Raw genomic sequence first — 17,514 nt, forward strand, 5'->3', positions numbered from 1 at the left:
AGACGATCACGCACGGCCTCGTGTCGACGCAAGCGGAATCGCCCGAGGGATGGGCGTTCGATCTCGCGCGCGACCTCGGCGATGCGGTACTCGAAGGCTACGCCGCATTCTCGCGCGCGGACGCGCGCACCGCCGCGCAGCAGCTGCTCGCTCGCGGGCCGGTGCGCCTCAAGGCTGCTTCGGCCTGCGGCGGGCAAGGCCAGGCCGTGTGCACGACGCTCGGCGGCTTCGACGCCGCGCTCGCGACGATCGCCGATGACGACGTGCGGCGGCACGGCCTCGTCGTCGAACGCGATCTCGCCGACGCGCGCACCTACAGCATCGGCACCATCCGCGTCGGCGCGTCGCGGATCAGCTATTTCGGCCGGCAGCGCGCCGTCGTCGACCCGCACGGCCGTGAGGTGTACGGCGGTAGCGATCTCGGTGCGGGACGCGGCGAGTTCGACGCGCTGTCGACGATCGGCATGCCGGTCGTCGCCGCGGCTGCACTCGCCAAGGCGATGCACTACGACGCGGCCGTCACAGCGGCCTATCCGGGATTCTACGCATCGCGACGCAACTATGACGTCCTGCACGGCCGCAACGTCGACGGCCTGCCGCAGATCGGCGTGCTCGAGCAATCGTGGCGCATCGGTGGCGCGAGCGCGGCCGAGTTGCTCGCACTGCGCGCATTCGCGGCCGATCCCCGCCTCGCCTGCATCCGCGTGGCGACGCACGAGGAATACGGCGGCAAGCGGCCACCTGCCGATGCGACCGTGTACTTCGAAGACCATGCGGGGCGCTTCGGCGGTCTCGTCAAATATGCAAGGGCATCGACCGATGGATATACGGCTTGAGCGCGTGCACATCGGTGTCGCCGGAGAATCGATGCCGGGCGCGATGCTGATGCCCGCGCGCGAGCTGCCCGGCGTGCTGTTCGTGCACGGCTGGGGCGGCAGCCAGATCCAGGATCTTGCCCGCGCGCGCGAAGCCGCCGGGTTGGGCTGCGTTTGCGTCACCTTCGATCTGCGCGGCCACGGCACGCGCGTGATCTCGACGACGGTCAGCCGCGCGCAGAACTTCGCCGATCTCCTCGCCGCCTACGACTGGATGGTCGGGCAGCCGACCGTCGACGCGGATTCGATCGCGGTCGTCGGCATCAGCTACGGCGGCTACCTCGCCGCCCTGCTCTCCGCGGAGCGCCCGGTGCGCTGGCTCGCGCTGCGGTCACCGGCGCTCTACAAGGACGCCGACTGGGACCAGCCGAAGCTGTCCCTGCACGCCGATCCGGACCTGCCCGCCTGGCGGCGTCGGAGGATCGCCGCGAGCGACAACCGTGCGTTGCGCGCCTGCGAGCAGTATCGCGGCGACGTGCTGCTGGTCGAGGCCGAGCACGACGAGGTGATCCCGCACGCGGTCATCGAGAACTACGTCGGCGCATTCACCCACGCGCGCTCGCTCACCGCCCGCGTAATCGCCGACGCCAACCATGCGTTCTCGAGCAAGACGATGCAGGCCGGGTACACGGCCCTGCTGATCAAGTGGCTCACCGAAATGATCGCGGGTGCACGCGCCAGCGCGGCCGCGCGCAAGGTGGAGAGCCACAAGCGCGACATCGCGCGCGTCGATACACGGCGCCATGTGTCGTGACTGCGGCGGCGCGCGCCGCATGAGCATAGCCCATGTCAGCGCGCATTCAGCGCCTGCTCGCACACTCGTGCGGTCGGCGCACGCCGGCGCCGACGGCGCAGCGGAATGATGTTTCCCTTCCCCCGGACGCGCAGATCGATCCTTCCCCCCGTGTTCGGCGAGGCACCGCTCTCGGCCGAACTGCTCAACGCCGAACAGCTCGAAGAGCGCGGGCGCGAATTGAGCGGCGAACACGCGCATGCCGGCGTCGCGCATCTTCGCACGAGCCACCTGCTCGATCGCCTCGGCGCGAACGAGAGGGTCATCCGCGATGCCTGCCTCGTGCTCGCCGGCGCGGTCAAGGCCGGGCATCGCGTCACTCCGGCGGGCGAATGGCTGCTCGACAACCTCTACCTCATCGACGAGCAGATCCGTCTCGCACGCAAGCACCTCCCGCGGCGCTACAGCGAGCAGTTGCCGGCACTCGCACAAGGCCCGAGCGCCGGGTTGCCGCGCATCTACGACCTCATGCTCAAGGCGATTTCGCACGGCGACGGCCGTTTCGACGAAGCGTCGCTGCGCCGGTTCCTCATGGCCTACCAGGAGCGCGCGCCGCTCACCCTGGGTGACCTCTGGGCCGTGCCGATCATGCTGCGCCTCGCGCTCGTCGAGAACCTGCGCCGCGTCGCCGGACGCGTTCGCCAGGGTCGCATCGACCGCAACCTCGCGGTGCGCTGGGCCGACGCGATGGTCGACGCGACACGCGCCGATCCGACGCGGCTCATCCTCGTCGCCGCCGACATGGCGCGCGAAGAGCCGCCGATGTCGCAGGCGTTCGTGTCGGAACTGACCCAGCGCCTCAAACCGCTCGGCGACGCGATGTCGCTGCCGATGACCTGGATCGAGCAGCGGCTCGCCGAATCGGGGTTGACGAGCGCCCAGCTCGTACAGGGTGCGCAGCACGAACAGATCATCGACCAGGTATCCGCGAGCAACTGCATCGGCAGCCTGCGCCTGCTCGGTGCACTCGACTGGAAGGCGTTCGTGGAAGCCGTCAGCCGCGTCGAGCAACGCCTGCGCGAAGACCCCGCCGCGGTGTACGGCCGCATGGATTTCCCCACGCGCAACCACTATCGGCGCGTGGTCGAACACCTCGCGCGCCGCAGCGGTCGCAGCGAGGACGAACTCGCGGCCGCGGCGATCACCCTGGCCCGGGCGCGCGCCGGCGACGAGCGCCGGGCGCGCGCCGGCGACGAGCGCCTGGCGCACGTCGGCTACTACCTCGTGGATCGCGGCCGCGCCGAGCTCGAAACGCACCTCGGCTTGCGGCCGTGGTGGCTGTCGTCGCGCTCGCCCCGCTCGCGCACGACGGCCTATCTCGCTGCACTCGCGCTCATCACGATCGCCTTTCTCGCCACCGTCGCGCCCGCCGTCGCCATCGGCGGATTCCCGCTGTGGCTGCGCGTGATCGCTTTCGGCGCCGCGACCGTGGCGGCGAGCGAACTCGCGGTGACCCTCGTCAACCATGCGGCGGCGCACCTCGCGCAACCGTCGCAATTGCCCAAGCTCGATTTCTCGACCGGCATTCCGGCCGCCTCGCGCACGCTCGTCGCCGTGCCGGCGCTACTGTCCTCGGTCGAAGCCGCGGCGCAGCTCGCGGCCGACCTCGAGGTGCGCTACATGGGCAATCGCGATCCCGAGCTGCACTTCGCCCTGCTCACCGATTTCCCCGACGCCCACGCGGCGCACGAAGTTCACGATGCGACGATCCTTGCCGCCATGCGCAGCGCGATCCAGGAACTCAATGCGCGGCACCCGACGACACCGTTCCTGCTGCTGCATCGCCCGCGACGGTGGAACGCGACGCAACACGCGTGGATCGGCTACGAGCGCAAGCGCGGCAAGCTCGCCGCGTTGAACCGCCTCGTGCTCGATGGCGACGCGGCGCCGTTCGCGACGATCGAGGGCGATGTCGGCTGGCTCGACGGCGTGCGTTACGTGATCACGCTCGACGTCGATACCCAGCTGCCGCGCGATGCGGCGCGGGCCCTGGTCGCGACGATCGCGCATCCGCTCAACCGCCCCTCCGAAGCGGGACACTCGCGCATGGGTTACGCGATCCTTCAGCCGCGCGTCGGTCACTCCATGCCGGCGAACGGGGCGTCGGCGTACGCGGAGCTGTTCGGTGGCGAAACGGGCATCGACCCGTACACGCGGCTGGTCTCCGACACCTACCAGGATCTGTTCGGAGAAGGCTCGTTCATCGGCAAGGGCATCTACGACGTCGCCGCGTTCGAGCGCGCGCTCGCCGGCCGCCTGCCCGACAACCGCATCCTCAGCCACGATCTGCTCGAGGGCTGCTATGCACGCGCAGCGCTCGCCACCGACATCGAGTTGTTCGAACATCATCCGCAGAGCTACCTCGTCGACGCACGGCGGCGCCACCGCTGGATCCGCGGCGACTGGCAGCTGGCAGCCTGGCTGCTCCCGCACACGCGCGACGAGCGCGGCACGCGGGTGCGCAATCCGCTTGATGCGCTCGCGAGATGGAAGATCTTCGACAACCTGCGCCGCAGCCTGTTGCCGATCGCGCTGCTTGCGCTGGTCTTCCTCGCCTGGTGCGTGCCACCGTGGCACGCCGCGCTGGTCACGCTCGCGCTTGCCGTGTTCGCGTTGCCGGTCGCGCTCGATGTGCTGCACGATTTCCTGTCGCCGACCGCAGGGGACGCCGGCGCCCAGCACCTGCGTCGCAGCGGCACGCATGCGGCACAGCGCGCGGTTCGCGTCGTGTTCGGCGTCGCCAGCCTGCCGTTCGAAGCCTGGCTCGCGGCGGATGCAATCATGCGCACGCTCTGGCGCCTGCACGTGTCGGGGCGCCGACTGCTCGAATGGACGACCTCGAGCGCGGTCGAGCGCGCAACCCGCGGTTCGCTCGCGGCGACGCTGCGCGCGATGTGGCCGTGTCTCGCCGCAACCGCGCTCTCGCTCGCCTGCGCCTTCGGTGTCGCGAGCTTGCCGTGGCAGGTGTTGTGGGCACTCGCACCGGTGTTCGCCTGGCGCCTGAACCAGCCGTCGCGGCCCGAAGCGCATCGCCTCGATGCGACCGAGAAGGCGTACCTGCGCGGCATCACCCGCCGGACTTGGCATTTCTTCGAACGCTACGTCACGGCGGACGATCACTGGTTGCCGCCGGACAACCACCAGGAACAACCGATCGAGCGCACCGCACACCGGACCTCGCCGACCAACATCGGCCTGTACCTGCTCAGCTGCCTTGCCGCACGCGACCTCGGCTACGTGCCGCTCGGCGATTGGATCGACCGCACCGAGCGCACCGTGCAGGCGCTCGAGCGGCTGCAACGGTATCGCGGCCATCTGTACAACTGGTACGACACGACGACGTTGAGGCCGCTCGCGCCCGCGTACGTGTCGACCGTCGACAGCGGCAACCTGTCGGCACACCTGCTCACCCTGCGCGTGGCGCTGCTCGAGGCGGTCGACGCGCCGGTCGTCGGCGCCGCCGCGATCGAGGGCCTGCGCGACACGCTGGCACTCGCGATCGCTGCGGCGGTTCGCGCGGAGTCAAAGGCATCTCTGCAGGCGCTCGCCGGGCGCCTCGACCCGGCGGCGACCGCGGCCAGCCTGCCGCTGCGCACGATGTTCGCCGACGCCGCGTCCGTCGTCGCGGCGGCCAGCGCGATCGAACCCGGCAACGCCTGGATCGCCGCGGCGCGACGCCAGGTCGATCTTCACGTCACGGACATCGCCACGCTCGTCGACGGTGAAACCGGCGACGTGCCGACCCTGCGCGATGCTGCCGAGGGCAGCGGACCCGCCGCCGTCGCGGCGCGCACGGCGATCGAACGCCTGCACGCACTGGCCGCGCGTTGCGCCGAGTTCGCGCGACCGGATTTCGCGTTCCTCTACGATGCGACGCGCTCGCTGTTCTCGATCGGCTATAACGTGAGCGAGCGGCGCATGGACGCCGGCTACTACGACCTGCTCGCGTCGGAGGCGCGCCTTGCCGTGTTCGTCGCGATCGCGCAGGGCGCGGTGCCGCAGGACGCATGGTTCGCGCTCGGACGCCTGCTGACGTCGGCATCGGGACGCCGCGTGCTGCTGTCGTGGAGCGGCTCGATGTTCGAGTACCTCATGCCGCAGCTCGTCATGCCGGGCTACCGCGGCACGCTGCTCGAGGAATCGAACCATGCCGCCGTGCGGCAGCAGATCGCCTACGCGCGCACGCGCGGCGTGCCCTGGGGCATCTCGGAATCCGGCTACAACCTCACCGACGCGGCGCAGAACTACCAGTACCGAGCGTTCGGCGTGCCCGGCCTCGGCCTCGAGCGCGGCCTGTCGCAAGAGCTCGTGATCGCGCCGTACGCGAGCATGCTCGCCGTACCCGTGGTGCCGCGCGAAGCGCTGGGCAACCTCAAGGCGATGGAAGCGCTCGGCTGGCTCACCGACTACGGCTTCTACGAAGCGATCGACTATACCTCGGCGCGCCTGCCGCACGGCGAGACGCACGCAGTCGTGCGCTCCTACATGGCGCACCATCAAGGCATGAGCCTGCTCGCCCTCGCATCCGTTCTCGGCGGGCAGCCGATGCAGCGGCGCTTCGAGTCCGATGTCGAGCTGCAGGCGACGCTGCTGCTGTTGCAGGAACGCGTCCCGCATGGCGCGATCGACTGGGCACGCGACCCGGCGATGGTCGACGTGCGCATCGCAAGCGATGCCCCGCAATCGGCGATGCGCGTTTTCGGTGATGCCATCCCGCCGCGGCCCGCGGTGCAGCTGCTCGGCAACGGCCGCTATCACCTCATGCTGACGACTGGCGGCGGCGGCTACAGCCGCTGGCAGGAGCTCGCATTGACGCGCTGGCACGAGGACGCCACGCGCGACGACAAGGGCGTGTACCTGTACCTGCGCGATGCCGACAGTGGCCGCGCCTGGTCGGCGACGCCGCAGCCGTGCGCGATGCCGGTCGACCAGTCCGAGGTCGTGTTCACCGAGGCCGCCGCGGAATTCAGGCGCAGCTTCGACGGCATCGAGACGCACCTGCAGGTCGTCGTCTCGCCCGAGGACGACATCGAGCTGCGCCGACTGCGTGTCTCCAATCGTTCGCGCACGATGCGCACGCTCGACATCACGAGCTACGCCGAAGTCGTGCTCGCCTCGGCGGTCGCCGACGCGCTGCATCCGGCCTTCAGCAACCTGTTCGTGCAGACCGAAGCGGTCGCCGATCGCGAAGCGCTGCTCGCGACGCGGCGGCGCTCGTCCGACGAACAGGCGCAGCACTGGCTGCTGCACGCACTCGTCGTGCACGATGGCGAGTCGCTCGCCTGGTCGTTCGAGACCGATCGCATGGCCTTCCTCGGCCGCGAGCGATCCACGACCGCGCCCTCGGCGGTGGAGTCGGGCGGCGCACTCGGCGGCCGCGCGGGCGCCGTGCTCGACCCGATCGTCGCGGCACGCCAGCGCGTGCGCCTGCTGCCGGAGCGCGGCGTTACGATCGACCTCATCCTCGGCGTCGCGGAGAGTCGCGAGGGGGCATTGCTGCTGGTCGACAAGTATCGCGATCGCCACCTCGCCGACCGCGCGATCGACATCGCACGCACGCACAGCCGCCTCGCGCTCGGCCAGCTCGCGATCAGCGAAGTCGAGGGCCAGACCTGCAACCGGCTCGCCGGCGCGATCCTGTTCGCCGACCCCGCGCGCCGCGCCGCGCCATCGACGATCGCCGCCAACCGGCTCGCGCAACGCGGCCTCTGGCCGTTCGCGATTTCCGGCGACCATGCCATCGTGCTGCTGCAGATCGCCAGCGGGCGCCACCTCGACCTCGTGCGCCAGCTCGTCGCCGCGCATGCGTATTGCCGCATGAAGGGCGTCATGTTCGATCTGGTGATCTGGAACGAGGAACGCGTCGGCTACCGCACCGCGCTCGGGGACGAGATCCTCGCCGTCATCGCGACCAGCGCCGATGCGTCGATGCTCGAGCGCCCCGGCGGCATCTACGTGCGCAATGTCGACCAGCTCGACCATGAGGACCGCGTGCTCATGCTCGCGGTGGCCCGCGCGGTGTTCAGCGATGCCGATGGCTCGCTCGCCGAGCAGCTCGCGCGCGACCGCAATGTCGGCGTCGACAGCGTCGTGCCGCGCTTCACGCAGGCGGGCGCCGAACCGGTGCCGGTGGCGCCGCGCCCCGTCGCGCCGCGCACTCCGTCGGCCCTCGCCTTCGACAACGGCATCGGCGGCTTCGCCGCGGACGGGCGCGAGTACGTGGTCCGCGTCGGTGCCGGTCGCACGACGCCGCTGCCATGGATCAACGTGATCGCCAATCCCCGCTTCGGCTGCATCGTGTCCGCCGCGGGCGCCGGCTACAGCTGGGCGGAGAACGCGCACGAGTACCGCCTGTCGACCTGGAGCAACGATCCGGTCTCCGATGCGAATGGCGAGGCGATCTACCTGCGCGACGAGGAAAGCGGCGCGTACTGGTCGCCGACGCCCCTGCCCGCGCCCGGCGAGGGCGACTACGTCGTGCGGCACGGTTTCGGCTACACGATCTTCGAACACGAGGCGCACGGCATCACGAGTGCGCTGCGCGTGCACGTCGACCCCGACGCGCCGGTGAAGTTCTACATGCTACGCCTGCGCAACGACAGCGAGCGTCCGCGTCGCATCTCCGCCACCGGCTATGTCGAATGGGTGCTCGGCGACCTGCGCCAGAAGACCGCGATGCACGTCGTCACCGAACTCGACGACAGTGGCGCGCTGCTCGCACGCAACGCCTACAGCCTGGAGTTTCCCGCGCTCGTCGCGTTCTTCGATGTCGAACATCCGCAACGCACGCTGAGCGGCGATCGCGCCGAGTTCATCGGCCGCAACGGTTCGCTCGCCGCTCCGGCGGCGATGCAGCGGCAGACCCTGGGCGGCCGGCTCGGCGCAGGCATGGACCCGTGCGGCGCGATCCAGGCGCCGGTCGAGCTCGCCCCCGGCGAGTCGCGCGACCTCATCTTCCGCCTCGGCGTCGACCGCGATCGCGCGGAAGCGGTCGCCCTCGTGCAGCGCTTCCGCCGCAACGGCAGCGCGCGCGCGTCGATCGAGGCGGTGCACGCGCAGTGGCGTTCGCTGCTCGGCGCCGTGCAGGTGGAAACGCCCGACGCCGCGCTCGACCGCCTCGCCAACGGCTGGCTGCTCTACCAGGTCGTCGCGTGCCGCCTGTGGGCGCGCAGCGGTTTTTATCAATCCGGCGGCGCGTTCGGCTTCCGTGACCAGTTGCAGGACGCCATGGCGACCGTACACGCCGAGCCGGCGCTGCTGCGCGAGCAGATCCTGCACTGCGCGCAGCGCCAGTTCGTCGAGGGCGACGTGCAGCACTGGTGGCATCCGCCGGCCGGTCGCGGCGTGCGCACGCGTTGCTCCGACGACTACCTGTGGCTGCCGCTCGCCGTCGCGCGTTACGTCGAGGTGACCGCCGACGAGTCGATCCTCGTCCAGCAGGCGAGCTTCCTCGAAGGCCGCGGCCTCGGCGAAGGCGAGGAGTCGTACTACGACATGCCGCTGCGCTCGTCGCAGTCCGCCGACGTCTACGAACACTGCCGCCGCGCACTCGAGCGGGGCATGCGCTACGGCGTGCATGGGCTGCCGCTGATCGGCAGCGGCGACTGGAACGACGGCATGAACAACGTCGGGCGTGACGGTCGCGGCGAGAGCGTGTGGCTCGCGTTCTTCCTGCACGACGTGCTGCGGCGGTTCCTGCCGATCGCGTGCTCGCGTGGCGACGAGGCCTTCGCACGGCGCTGCACCGATGCGATGGCGCATCTCGCCGACGCGGTCGAACGACACGCCTGGGACGGCGCGTGGTACCTGCGCGCATTCTTCGACGACGGTACGCCGCTCGGCTCCGCGCGGAGCCGCGAGTGCCGCATCGACGCCCTGTCGCAGAGCTGGGCCGTGCTGTCGGGACTCGGCTCGCCCGAGCGCACCGCACAGGCGCTCGATGCCGTCGATGCCGAACTCGTCGACGAAACGGCCGGGCTGATCCGCCTGCTCGATCCGCCGTTCGACGTCAGCGAACCCGACCCCGGCTACATCCGCGGCTACCTGCCCGGCGTACGCGAGAACGGCGGCCAGTACACCCATGCGGCGGTATGGACGATCATGGCATTCCTCGAGGCGGGCAGGATCGAACGCGCGTGGGAACTGTTCGACCTCGTCAATCCCGTGCGCCACGGTGCGGACGCCGAAGCGGTCGCGCGCTGGAAGACCGAGCCGTACGTCGCCGCCGCCGACGTGCTGTCGATCGCGCCGCACACCGGACGCGGCGGCTGGAGCTGGTACACCGGCTCGGCCGGCTGGATGTACCGGCTCCTGATCGAGTCGATGCTCGGCCTGCAACGCATGGGAACGCGCCTCCTCGTGCGTCCACGCGTGCCCGCCGCATGGCCCGGGTTCCGCGCATGGTATGCGTTCGAGGGGCGCCGCTACGCGATTGCCGTGAGCCGGCGCGACACTGCCCCCATCGAGGCAGATCCGCCATCTGCTTCGCTCGCCGCCGATGCGCCCGAGGTGCAGGCATTCGAGTGGAACGCATGGGCCATCGAGGTCACGCGCGAGCCCGCGCAGGACTAGCAGGATGTTGAAAAAGGCGCTATCCAGCGCTTTTTCAACTCAGCGAGTCCGGCGCATGTCCGGACTCGCCTCCGCGATTCAACGACGTGCGTCGTCGACTCTCGAGCGATCCATCCCTGGATCGCGTCCGCAGGCTGTTTTTCAACAGCCTGCTAGGATTGGTCGGACTTGCCCTTCGCGCGCGTCGAGCGCCGCTCGCCGCGCAGGTAGCGCAGCAGCGCGCGCTCGGCGCGGCCGAGGCCACGATCGGCACGCTGCACCCGCGCGAATGCGGCGCGCGCACGCTGGCCGCGCGCTTCGTCATCGGCCGCGGCGAGCACCGCGGGATGGACGTAGGTGCTGCGGCAGACGGCCGGCGTGTTGCCGAGTTCCGCGGCCGCCGCGGCGATCGCCGTCGGGATGGACGGCGGCTCGTCCTTGCTGCCGAACAGCGCGTCGGCGACCACCACGCTGGCGGCCCAGGTGCGGAAATCCTTCGCGGTGTAATCGTCACCCATGATCGAGCGCAGGTACGCATTCACGTCGCCGGACGTGACGCGCCGGCGCCGGCCGCCCTCGACGTACTGGAACAGGCATTGGCCCGGCAAGTCCTGGCAGCGCCGCACCGTGCGCGCGAGTCGCGGATCCTCGAGCAGGCGCTCGTGACGCTGCCCCGACTTGCCGCGGAACGCGATGTGCACGCGATCGCCGCGCACGCGCACGTGGCGATTGCGCAACGTGCTCAGGCCGAACGATCCATTCGCCTTCGCGTACTCCTCGTTGCCGATGCGCATGCGCGTGCGATCGAGCAGGCGCACGACGGCGGCGAGCACGCGCTCGCGCACGAGCCCCTCGGCGCGCAGGTCGCGCGCGACGCGGCGACGCAGCGCGGGCAGTCGCGCCGCGAACTCGATCGTGCGGCGGAACTTCACCTCGTCGCGACGTTCGCGCCAGCCCGGGTGATAGCGGTATTGCTTCCTGCCGCGGTCGTCGCGCGCGGTGGCCTGCAGGTGCCCGCGTGGATCGCGGCAGATCCAGACGTCGCGGTAGGCCGGCGGTATCGCCAGGGCGCGGATGCGTGCGAGCACGCGCGCGTCCGTGACGCGTCGCCCGCGTGCATCGACGTAGCAGAAGCCGCTGCCGCTGCGCCGGCGCCTGAGGCCCGGCTGCGCGTCGTCGACATAAACGAGGCGGCCGCTGGGCCAGGTGAACGGCGTGCGTGGCATCGATTTCATGGTCGCGCATTGCCGCACGGATTCGATGAACGCACCCGGACCACGGCTGAATCGGATCCTCGACGGTTCACCTGCCGCTTCGGTGCGCCGAGGCACTCTGCGGGCGAACGCCGCATTCCGCGACGCGAACGAGGAGACGAACCCGATGAAGACTTCGAGCACGAGTACGTTGGCCCTGTCACTGCTGCTCGCGGCCGGCACGTGCGCCGCGCAGGTCTCGCCGAGCAATCCGGCCGCGACCGATCCCCAGGATCAGCCCACCCAGGGTCGCGCGATCACGTCGGATGCGTCGTGGGACGACAAGGATTCCAACAAGGACGGCTACATCACCAAGGAAGAACTCAAGGGTGACCCGGCCCTCATCACCCATTTCGACAAGATCGACACCGACCACGACATGAAGATCTCCCCGGCCGAATGGAAGGCATGGGGCCATGGCGAAGCCGACAGGAAGTGACCGAACGGCGGGAGCCGCCGGCGCGGCTCCCGCCTGAGACGCCGCCGCGCAGCCTTCGATGGTGGCCGGTACCGTCAGCCGGGATGCCGGCCGAGGAAGCAAAGCCTGAAACATGAAACACACAGCACAGGAAGGAGGACATGGATACGCTCTTCCTCCGAGTTCTCCATCTGCTGCGTGTTTCAACCGCTTGATCTTCGACGTACCAACGTATTCAGGCCTTCAGCGGCTGCATCTCACCTGTGAGCGCCACATCCGTTTCCTTGATAGCGCAGCCATGGCCATCCTCCGCGACCATCCCCCCTCGCGAACGGGTGATGCCACGCACCGAGGACGTGCCGCGCGCTTCCCGGTTCGACGACGCGTCCAAGGTCGATCGCCCGCACCGGCAAACCAGGCTACCGGTCGAAGAAGCAAAGCCTGGATCACGAAGCACACAGGCCACACGAAGAAGAGCATGAAAACACGCTTTTCCTTCGTGTGCCCTGGTTGGCTCTTCGAGTCTGGCCAGGCGCTTCAGGCGTCGAGCAACCCCTGCGACGCCGCGAGATCGAGCCATTCGCGGCCCGCGGCGCGTCGGTAGCAAGGCAGCTCGGCGCGTTCGAGGGCATCGACGAGATCGGAGGCGAGGTGGATCGCGCGACGTTCGCCGATGCCAAAATCGATGCAGGCGCCGTACCACTGATGGCCATCCGGCGAACGCGACGATCGCGCGATACGCAAGGCACCGTGGGGGTGTTCGGACTGGAAGCCGGCGACGAACGCGTCCACGGTTTCGGCAGCGTCGCCGTCGGTTTCGAAGACGAGCACCTGCTGCCAGCCAAGCGTCCGGTTCATGACGATGCTCATGGGCGAGTCTCCAGAGCTTCGGAGAGCCGAACATAGTCCGTCATTCGTTAAGTCCGTGTGAGGGCAGCGTTGCTGCACGCTTGAAATCGATCACGCTTTGCGCGATCGAAGGAAATGCCCCCCCGGGTGTGAGTGAACCGTCGAGTCTGTCCCCCGCGGATCGCCGCCGCCGGCGATCGCGACCGCGGCTGGCGCGCACGCCAAGCTGCAGTCGCATCGCACGGGCTTGAACCTCAGCGCGACGCGGATCCCGCCCTGGCGAGTACCTCGTCGAGCGCCTGCAGCGCACGCGGCGAGCCGGATTGTCCGAGCCAGAACAGCGCCTGCTTCTTCGCCTCACGCGGATAGGCGCCGCGCAGGATCGCGATGAGTGCGTCCTCGCCCGCACCGTCGTCGAGCTGCGACAGCGCGAACACCGCCTGCTCGCGCACGTCCGCCGACGCATCGTTGGACGCGGCCGCGCTGATGTCCGCGGCGGCACGCGGATCGTCCATCTGCGCCATCCAGAACAGCGCCTGGCTGCGCACGTGGTCGCTGCGGTCGCTGCGTGAGATGGCGAGGATGGGCGCATAGGCATCGACCCCCGATCCCGATGCCTGCGAGAGCGCGAAGATCGCGTGTTCGCGCATGTCCGGGTCGGCGTCGGTCGTCGCATGGTGCTCGATGATCCGCGCACCCTCGGCGCCGCGCGCCTGGCCGAGCCAGAACAATGCCTGCTTGCGCATCTCCTGCTCGTGCTTCGGCTCGGCGAGCGTCGCCAGCGCGCGCGTCGCGCGCGGGTCCGCATGATAGGCGATCGCCGAGAGTGCGGAGTCCACGTCCGCCTTGCCCGCGCGCGGTTCGACGGCCCATGCCGCGAGCAGGTCGATGCTACGCAGCGGCTCGACCGGGTCGAGCTCGCGCACCGGCTTGGCCGTACGCACGGGACACGAGGCGCCGACGGCACGCACGTCCTCGATGCGACCGTGCTCGACGCGGGCGTACACGGCGAGCTCCGTGTCGCGGCGCACGTCACCATCGCTGGTACCGAAGACGCCGATGCGCCGGTCGAAATCGCAGCCGACCTCGAGCGGCGCACCGCGCTTCACGCCGTAGCAGCACGGCGCCTTGGCGCCGTCCACGAGCGGCACGCGCCAGCCGACCCAGCCGTCGCTGCGCACGACGTCGGCGGCAAAATCCGCGGCACCCGCGGAGGTCGCCAGCGCGCCGAACGCGGCCAGCACGCAAAGGAGCGATGTCCTGATCATGGCTTGCCCGCCTTGTCGAGTTCTGATTCGATCGCATCGATCGCGGTGTCGTCGCCCATCGCCGTGAGCGTGCGCAGCAGGGCCTTCTTTTCGTCGACCGTCTTCGCATTGCGGTACAACTCGAGCACGCCGTCACTGTCGTCGGCGACGAGCAGGCCCTGGAGCACCGCGTCGCGCAGCGCGGGCGTGTCGGCGCTCGCGTAGAGCCTGCGCAGCACGGAGTCCCCACCGCGGTCGCCGGCGACGCCGAGTGCGTGCAGCGCGGCGATGCGGATGTCCTCGGGCTGCTTCGCATCGGCCGCGATGGCGGCGAGCGCCTCGCTGTTTCCAGCCACGCCGAGCGCGTCGATGATCGCGCGCCGGTTCGGTGCATCCTCGGTGACATGGTAGAGCTGCTCGAGCTCGGCCGAGGCGTCGAGCGCGCCGAGCGTATGGATCGCGTGCGCGCGCACGGCCGGGTCCGCTTCGCCGCGCGCGGCGGCGAGCACGAGGTCCTTGCGGTCCGCGACGAGATAGGCGTCGAGGATCTGGCGCTTCTCGCGCGCGTCCTTGCTGGTCGCGTAGAGCTCGCGCAGGCGCTCGACCGCAGCGTCCGCGCCGCTCACGCCGAGGATACGCACGGCTTCCTCGCGCAGTTCCGGATCACTCGCGTCCTTTGCCGCCTCGACCACGTCGTCGAGCCCATGGCTGTCGTCGAGCTGGCTCATCACGAACAGCGCGCGCTTCTTCAGCTTGACCGAATACGGTCCCTTCAGCACTTTCCTGAGCAGCGGCATCGCTCGTTCGGCCGGCGCGCTCATGAGGCCTTCGAGCGCGACCTCGGCGAGTTCCTCGTTGCCGATGTCGGCCGGCGCGGCTTTCGCGGCCGCCGGCGCGGCCTGTTGCACGAGCGCATCGGCGTCCTTGCTCCAGCGACTGTGCGGGAACTCGCGGCGCAGCCTGTCGAGCACGTTCTTCGCCTCGCTCGTGCGCTTGGCCTGCACGAGCGCGTACGCCTCCCAATACAGCGCGGCGTCGGCGCTCTTCGGCTCCTTCTCGCGCAGTTGCTGCTCGAGTTCGCGGAAACGCTTGAGCGCGGTGCTCCAATCCGATTTCTTCAGCGCCGCCTGGCCCTGCCAGTAGAGCTCGTTCGAGGCCTTGTCGTTCGGCGCCATGTCGCCCTCGCTCGCGCCGAACGCGGCGTTCGCGGCGAGCGCGACGGCGGCGGCGAGGAGGGTTGCGGTGATCGTTTTCATGCGGGACTTGCTCCGTGGTCATTACGTGCGGCGTTCGCCATTGCGGTCGAGGCGGGCCTGCGTCGCGCGAACCTGGAAGAGCAGGTCGGTCGAACGAAGGTAATCGCGCAGGCCTTCATTGCCTTCGACGGGCGCGGCGGCGTTCTGGTTAGCGAGCGAGATCAGCACGGGTTCGAGCTGGCGCAGGAAGTCGGCGAGCTGGCCGTTGCCGGCCCGCGTTGCGGCACGCGCGTAGAGGCGATTGGACTCGACCAGCGAGGCGGCGAGTTCGCGATTGCCGTCGAGCAGTTCGCGGCTGTCGCTGTTGCTCGCGGTCAGCAGCACGCCTTCGGTCGCACGCAGGTGCGCGGCGACGTAGGCGTCGAGCACGCGCATCGCGCTCGCATCGGCGCGCGCCTGCGCGACCTCGTCGGGACCGGGTGCGCTCTGGCGCCCCGCGTAGAAGGCGGCGCCCCCGACGAGCGCGAGCGCGAACGCCCCGGCCCAGGCGAGGCGCGGCGGGTCCAGCCAGTCGCGCAGGCGATCGCGCCAGCCAGTACGCGGCGTGCGCGAGGCGATGCGCGGCTCGAGCCTGCGCCACAGGCGCCGTTCGAAATCCGCGTCCGCGACCGGCGCGGGCAGCGCATCGACTTCGCCGAGCACGCGCAGCAGCGCGGCCCGCCGCGCGCGCAGCTCGGGCGACGCGGCGAGCGCGGCATCGATGCGCGCGAGCTCGGCGGCGTCGAGGCCGTCGCGGTAGTGATGCAGCACCAGGTCTTCGTCGCCGATCGTGTTCATGGCTTCACCCGCTGGGTTCGAGCACGGCGCGCAGCTTGCGCACCGCGCGGAAGATCGCCTGCTTGCAGGCACCGACGTTGAGCGAGAGCGCCGCCGAGATGTCCTCGAGCGACTGTCCCTCGTGATGGCGCAGCACGAACGCGCTGCGCTCGAGCACGCTCATGCGCGCGAGCTCGTCCTCGATGCTGCGGCCGAGCTCGGCGCTGCGCGCGAGCCGCTCGGGACCCGGCTGCGCATCGAGCGCGCGCGCGAGCAGGTCCTCGCCCTCCTCGCCTTCGGGCAAGGTGGCCTCGAGCCGGCCGCGCCGGCGCAACTGCTCGAGCGCGGCATTGACCGCGATGCGGTGCAGCCAGGTCGAAAACGCCGCGCGACCGTCGAAGTCGCGCAGGTGCCGCCAGGCATTGAAGAACGCCTCCTGCACCGCATCTTCGGCGACGGCCTTGTCGCCGGTGATGCGCGCGCAGACGCGATACAACGCGCCGGCGTGCGCATCGACGAGGCGTCGAAACGCGACGGCATCCCCTGCCCCTGCGCGGGCGATCCAGCGCGCTTCGTCGTCGGTCATGGCGCATAGGATGCGCGATCGGCGCCCGTGGTTAGCAAGGCGGCTGCAGGCCGGGCGGCGACGGTCAACCCCGCGGGCCGGCCCCCCGCGTTGCATACGGCGGTCCGACCCGGATCGTGACGTTTCCGGTCCCTATGCCGTACCCTCGGCGAATGGGGGACGAAAGAACCGACGAGGAATTGATGCTCGCATACGCCGGAGGCGACCTGCTCGCCTTCGAGACGCTCTATCGGCGCCATCGCGGCACGCTGTACCGCTTCCTGCTGCGCAGCCTTCGCCATCGCGCCGACGCCGACGAGTTGTTCCAGGAAAGCTGGAGCCGGCTCGTCGCCGCGCGCGAGCGTTACCGGCCGGATGCGAAGTTCACGACCTGGCTGCTGCAGATCGCGCACAACCTCGTCATCGACCGCTTCCGCCGCCAGCGCCCGCAGGCCTCGCCGGAAGAAACCGAAACCGTGCTGCGCAACCTCGACGCGCCCGAAAGCGAGCAACCCGAACGCGCGCTCAGCGAATTCGAGCAGCGCCGGCGCCTGCAGCTCGCGCTGGAGGAATTGCCCGAGGAGCAGCGCGTCGCATTCCTGTTGCGCGTGGAAGGCGGGCTCGGCCTCGAGGAGATCGGCGAGATCACCGGCGCCGGCCGCGAGACGGTGAAGTCGCGCCTGCGCTATGCGCTCGCGCGCATCCGCGCGAGGTTCCAGGCATGAGCCTGCCGCGCGACCCCGACCACGATCTCGAGCGCCTGCTCGCCGACGACGGTGGCGACCTGACGGCGCTGTACCGGCGCCTGCCCAAGGCCGAGCCGCCGCGTCGCCTCGATCGCAGCGTGCTCGGCGAAGCCGCGCGCGCGGTGCGCGGCCATACGCCGCGCCGCCAGCGCTGGCTGGTCGGCGTCGGCTCCGCCGCGGGCGTCGTGCTCGCCGCCGGCATCGCC

General features: G+C 70.1%; 12 protein-coding genes. 6 read left to right on the plus strand and 6 right to left on the minus strand.

All coding sequences use genetic code 11. The features are described 5' to 3' along the window. From ACTHK2_RS03975 to ACTHK2_RS03985, 3 genes are all read left to right on the plus strand, one after another. Positions 1–836: DUF3182 family protein (locus tag ACTHK2_RS03975; RefSeq protein ID WP_440244399.1), on the plus strand; the 836-nt coding region annotated here is incomplete at its 5' end. Further along, entirely contained in the window at positions 820–1,629 is an 810-nt protein-coding gene (locus tag ACTHK2_RS03980) for an alpha/beta hydrolase family protein (RefSeq protein ID WP_440244400.1), read from the plus strand. The genes ACTHK2_RS03975 and ACTHK2_RS03980, both read left to right, overlap by 17 nt. Before the next feature lie 150 nt (positions 1,630–1,779). Further along, positions 1,780–10,239: a GH36-type glycosyl hydrolase domain-containing protein gene (locus tag ACTHK2_RS03985; protein ID WP_440244401.1), complete on the plus strand. Its 8,460-nt coding sequence runs from the start codon at positions 1,780–1,782 to the stop codon at positions 10,237–10,239. A 152-nt stretch (positions 10,240–10,391) separates the two neighbouring features. Here the strand turns inward: ACTHK2_RS03985 and ACTHK2_RS03990 are convergent, their stop codons facing one another. Then, positions 10,392–11,453 carry a DNA topoisomerase IB gene (locus ACTHK2_RS03990; protein ID WP_440244402.1) on the minus strand — a complete coding sequence of 354 codons (1,062 nt, stop codon included), beginning with the start codon at positions 11,451–11,453 and terminating at the stop codon, positions 10,392–10,394. A 145-nt stretch (positions 11,454–11,598) separates the two neighbouring features. Here ACTHK2_RS03990 and ACTHK2_RS03995 point away from each other — a divergent pair, with 145 nt between their 5' ends. After that, a complete protein-coding gene (locus ACTHK2_RS03995) occupies positions 11,599–11,910 on the plus strand; it encodes a hypothetical protein (RefSeq protein ID WP_440244403.1) in 312 nt (103 codons plus the stop codon). A gap of 516 nt (positions 11,911–12,426) precedes the next feature. On the opposite strand, the gene ACTHK2_RS04000 is transcribed toward ACTHK2_RS03995, so the two are convergent. From ACTHK2_RS04000 to ACTHK2_RS04020, 5 genes are all read right to left on the minus strand, one after another. Further along, the gene (locus tag ACTHK2_RS04000; protein ID WP_440244404.1) at positions 12,427–12,759 is read right to left on the minus strand and encodes a hypothetical protein; all 333 of its coding nucleotides are present in this window, start codon (positions 12,757–12,759) and stop codon (positions 12,427–12,429) included. A 233-nt stretch (positions 12,760–12,992) separates the two neighbouring features. Beyond that, positions 12,993–14,006, minus strand: a complete 1,014-nt coding sequence (locus ACTHK2_RS04005; RefSeq protein ID WP_440244405.1) for a hypothetical protein — start codon at positions 14,004–14,006, stop codon at positions 12,993–12,995. Next, a complete protein-coding gene (locus ACTHK2_RS04010) occupies positions 14,003–15,241 on the minus strand; it encodes a HEAT repeat domain-containing protein (protein ID WP_440244406.1) in 1,239 nt (412 codons plus the stop codon). Before ACTHK2_RS04010 ends, ACTHK2_RS04005 begins: the two co-directional genes overlap by 4 nt. Positions 15,242–15,262: 21 nt before the next feature. Beyond that, complete coding sequence (locus ACTHK2_RS04015) at positions 15,263–16,018, minus strand: hypothetical protein (protein WP_440244407.1); 756 nt, start codon at positions 16,016–16,018, stop codon at positions 15,263–15,265. Between the two features lie 4 nt (positions 16,019–16,022). Beyond that, positions 16,023–16,583, minus strand: a complete 561-nt coding sequence (locus tag ACTHK2_RS04020) for an RNA polymerase sigma factor (protein WP_440244408.1) — start codon at positions 16,581–16,583, stop codon at positions 16,023–16,025. Positions 16,584–16,735: 152 nt separating this feature from the next. On the opposite strand from ACTHK2_RS04020, the gene ACTHK2_RS04025 reads away from it, so the two are divergent. Further along, complete coding sequence (locus ACTHK2_RS04025; protein ID WP_440244409.1) at positions 16,736–17,287, plus strand: RNA polymerase sigma factor; 552 nt, start codon at positions 16,736–16,738, stop codon at positions 17,285–17,287. Continuing rightward, positions 17,284–17,514, plus strand: a 231-nt coding sequence (locus ACTHK2_RS04030; RefSeq protein WP_440244410.1) for a hypothetical protein, incomplete at its 3' end; no start/stop codon positions are given. The genes ACTHK2_RS04025 and ACTHK2_RS04030, both read left to right, overlap by 4 nt.

The organism is Dokdonella sp. (genome assembly GCF_051958935.1).
In the GTDB taxonomy this organism is placed as follows: domain Bacteria; phylum Pseudomonadota; class Gammaproteobacteria; order Xanthomonadales; family Rhodanobacteraceae; genus Dokdonella_A.

What these genes read in the sequence shown, in the direction of transcription:
- ACTHK2_RS03980 (WP_440244400.1), top strand. Translation starts at nt 820, where the DNA reads ATGGATATACGGCTTGAGCGCGTGCACATCGGTGTCGCCGGAGAATCG.
- ACTHK2_RS03990 (WP_440244402.1), bottom strand. Translation starts at nt 11,453, where the DNA reads ATGAAATCGATGCCACGCACGCCGTTCACCTGGCCCAGCGGCCGCCTC.
- ACTHK2_RS03995 (WP_440244403.1), top strand. Translation starts at nt 11,599, where the DNA reads ATGAAGACTTCGAGCACGAGTACGTTGGCCCTGTCACTGCTGCTCGCG.
- ACTHK2_RS04000 (WP_440244404.1), bottom strand. Translation starts at nt 12,759, where the DNA reads ATGAGCATCGTCATGAACCGGACGCTTGGCTGGCAGCAGGTGCTCGTC.
- ACTHK2_RS04005 (WP_440244405.1), bottom strand. Translation starts at nt 14,006, where the DNA reads ATGATCAGGACATCGCTCCTTTGCGTGCTGGCCGCGTTCGGCGCGCTG.
- ACTHK2_RS04010 (WP_440244406.1), bottom strand. Translation starts at nt 15,241, where the DNA reads ATGAAAACGATCACCGCAACCCTCCTCGCCGCCGCCGTCGCGCTCGCC.
- ACTHK2_RS04015 (WP_440244407.1), bottom strand. Translation starts at nt 16,018, where the DNA reads ATGAACACGATCGGCGACGAAGACCTGGTGCTGCATCACTACCGCGAC.
- ACTHK2_RS04020 (WP_440244408.1), bottom strand. Translation starts at nt 16,583, where the DNA reads ATGACCGACGACGAAGCGCGCTGGATCGCCCGCGCAGGGGCAGGGGAT.
- ACTHK2_RS04025 (WP_440244409.1), top strand. Translation starts at nt 16,736, where the DNA reads ATGGGGGACGAAAGAACCGACGAGGAATTGATGCTCGCATACGCCGGA.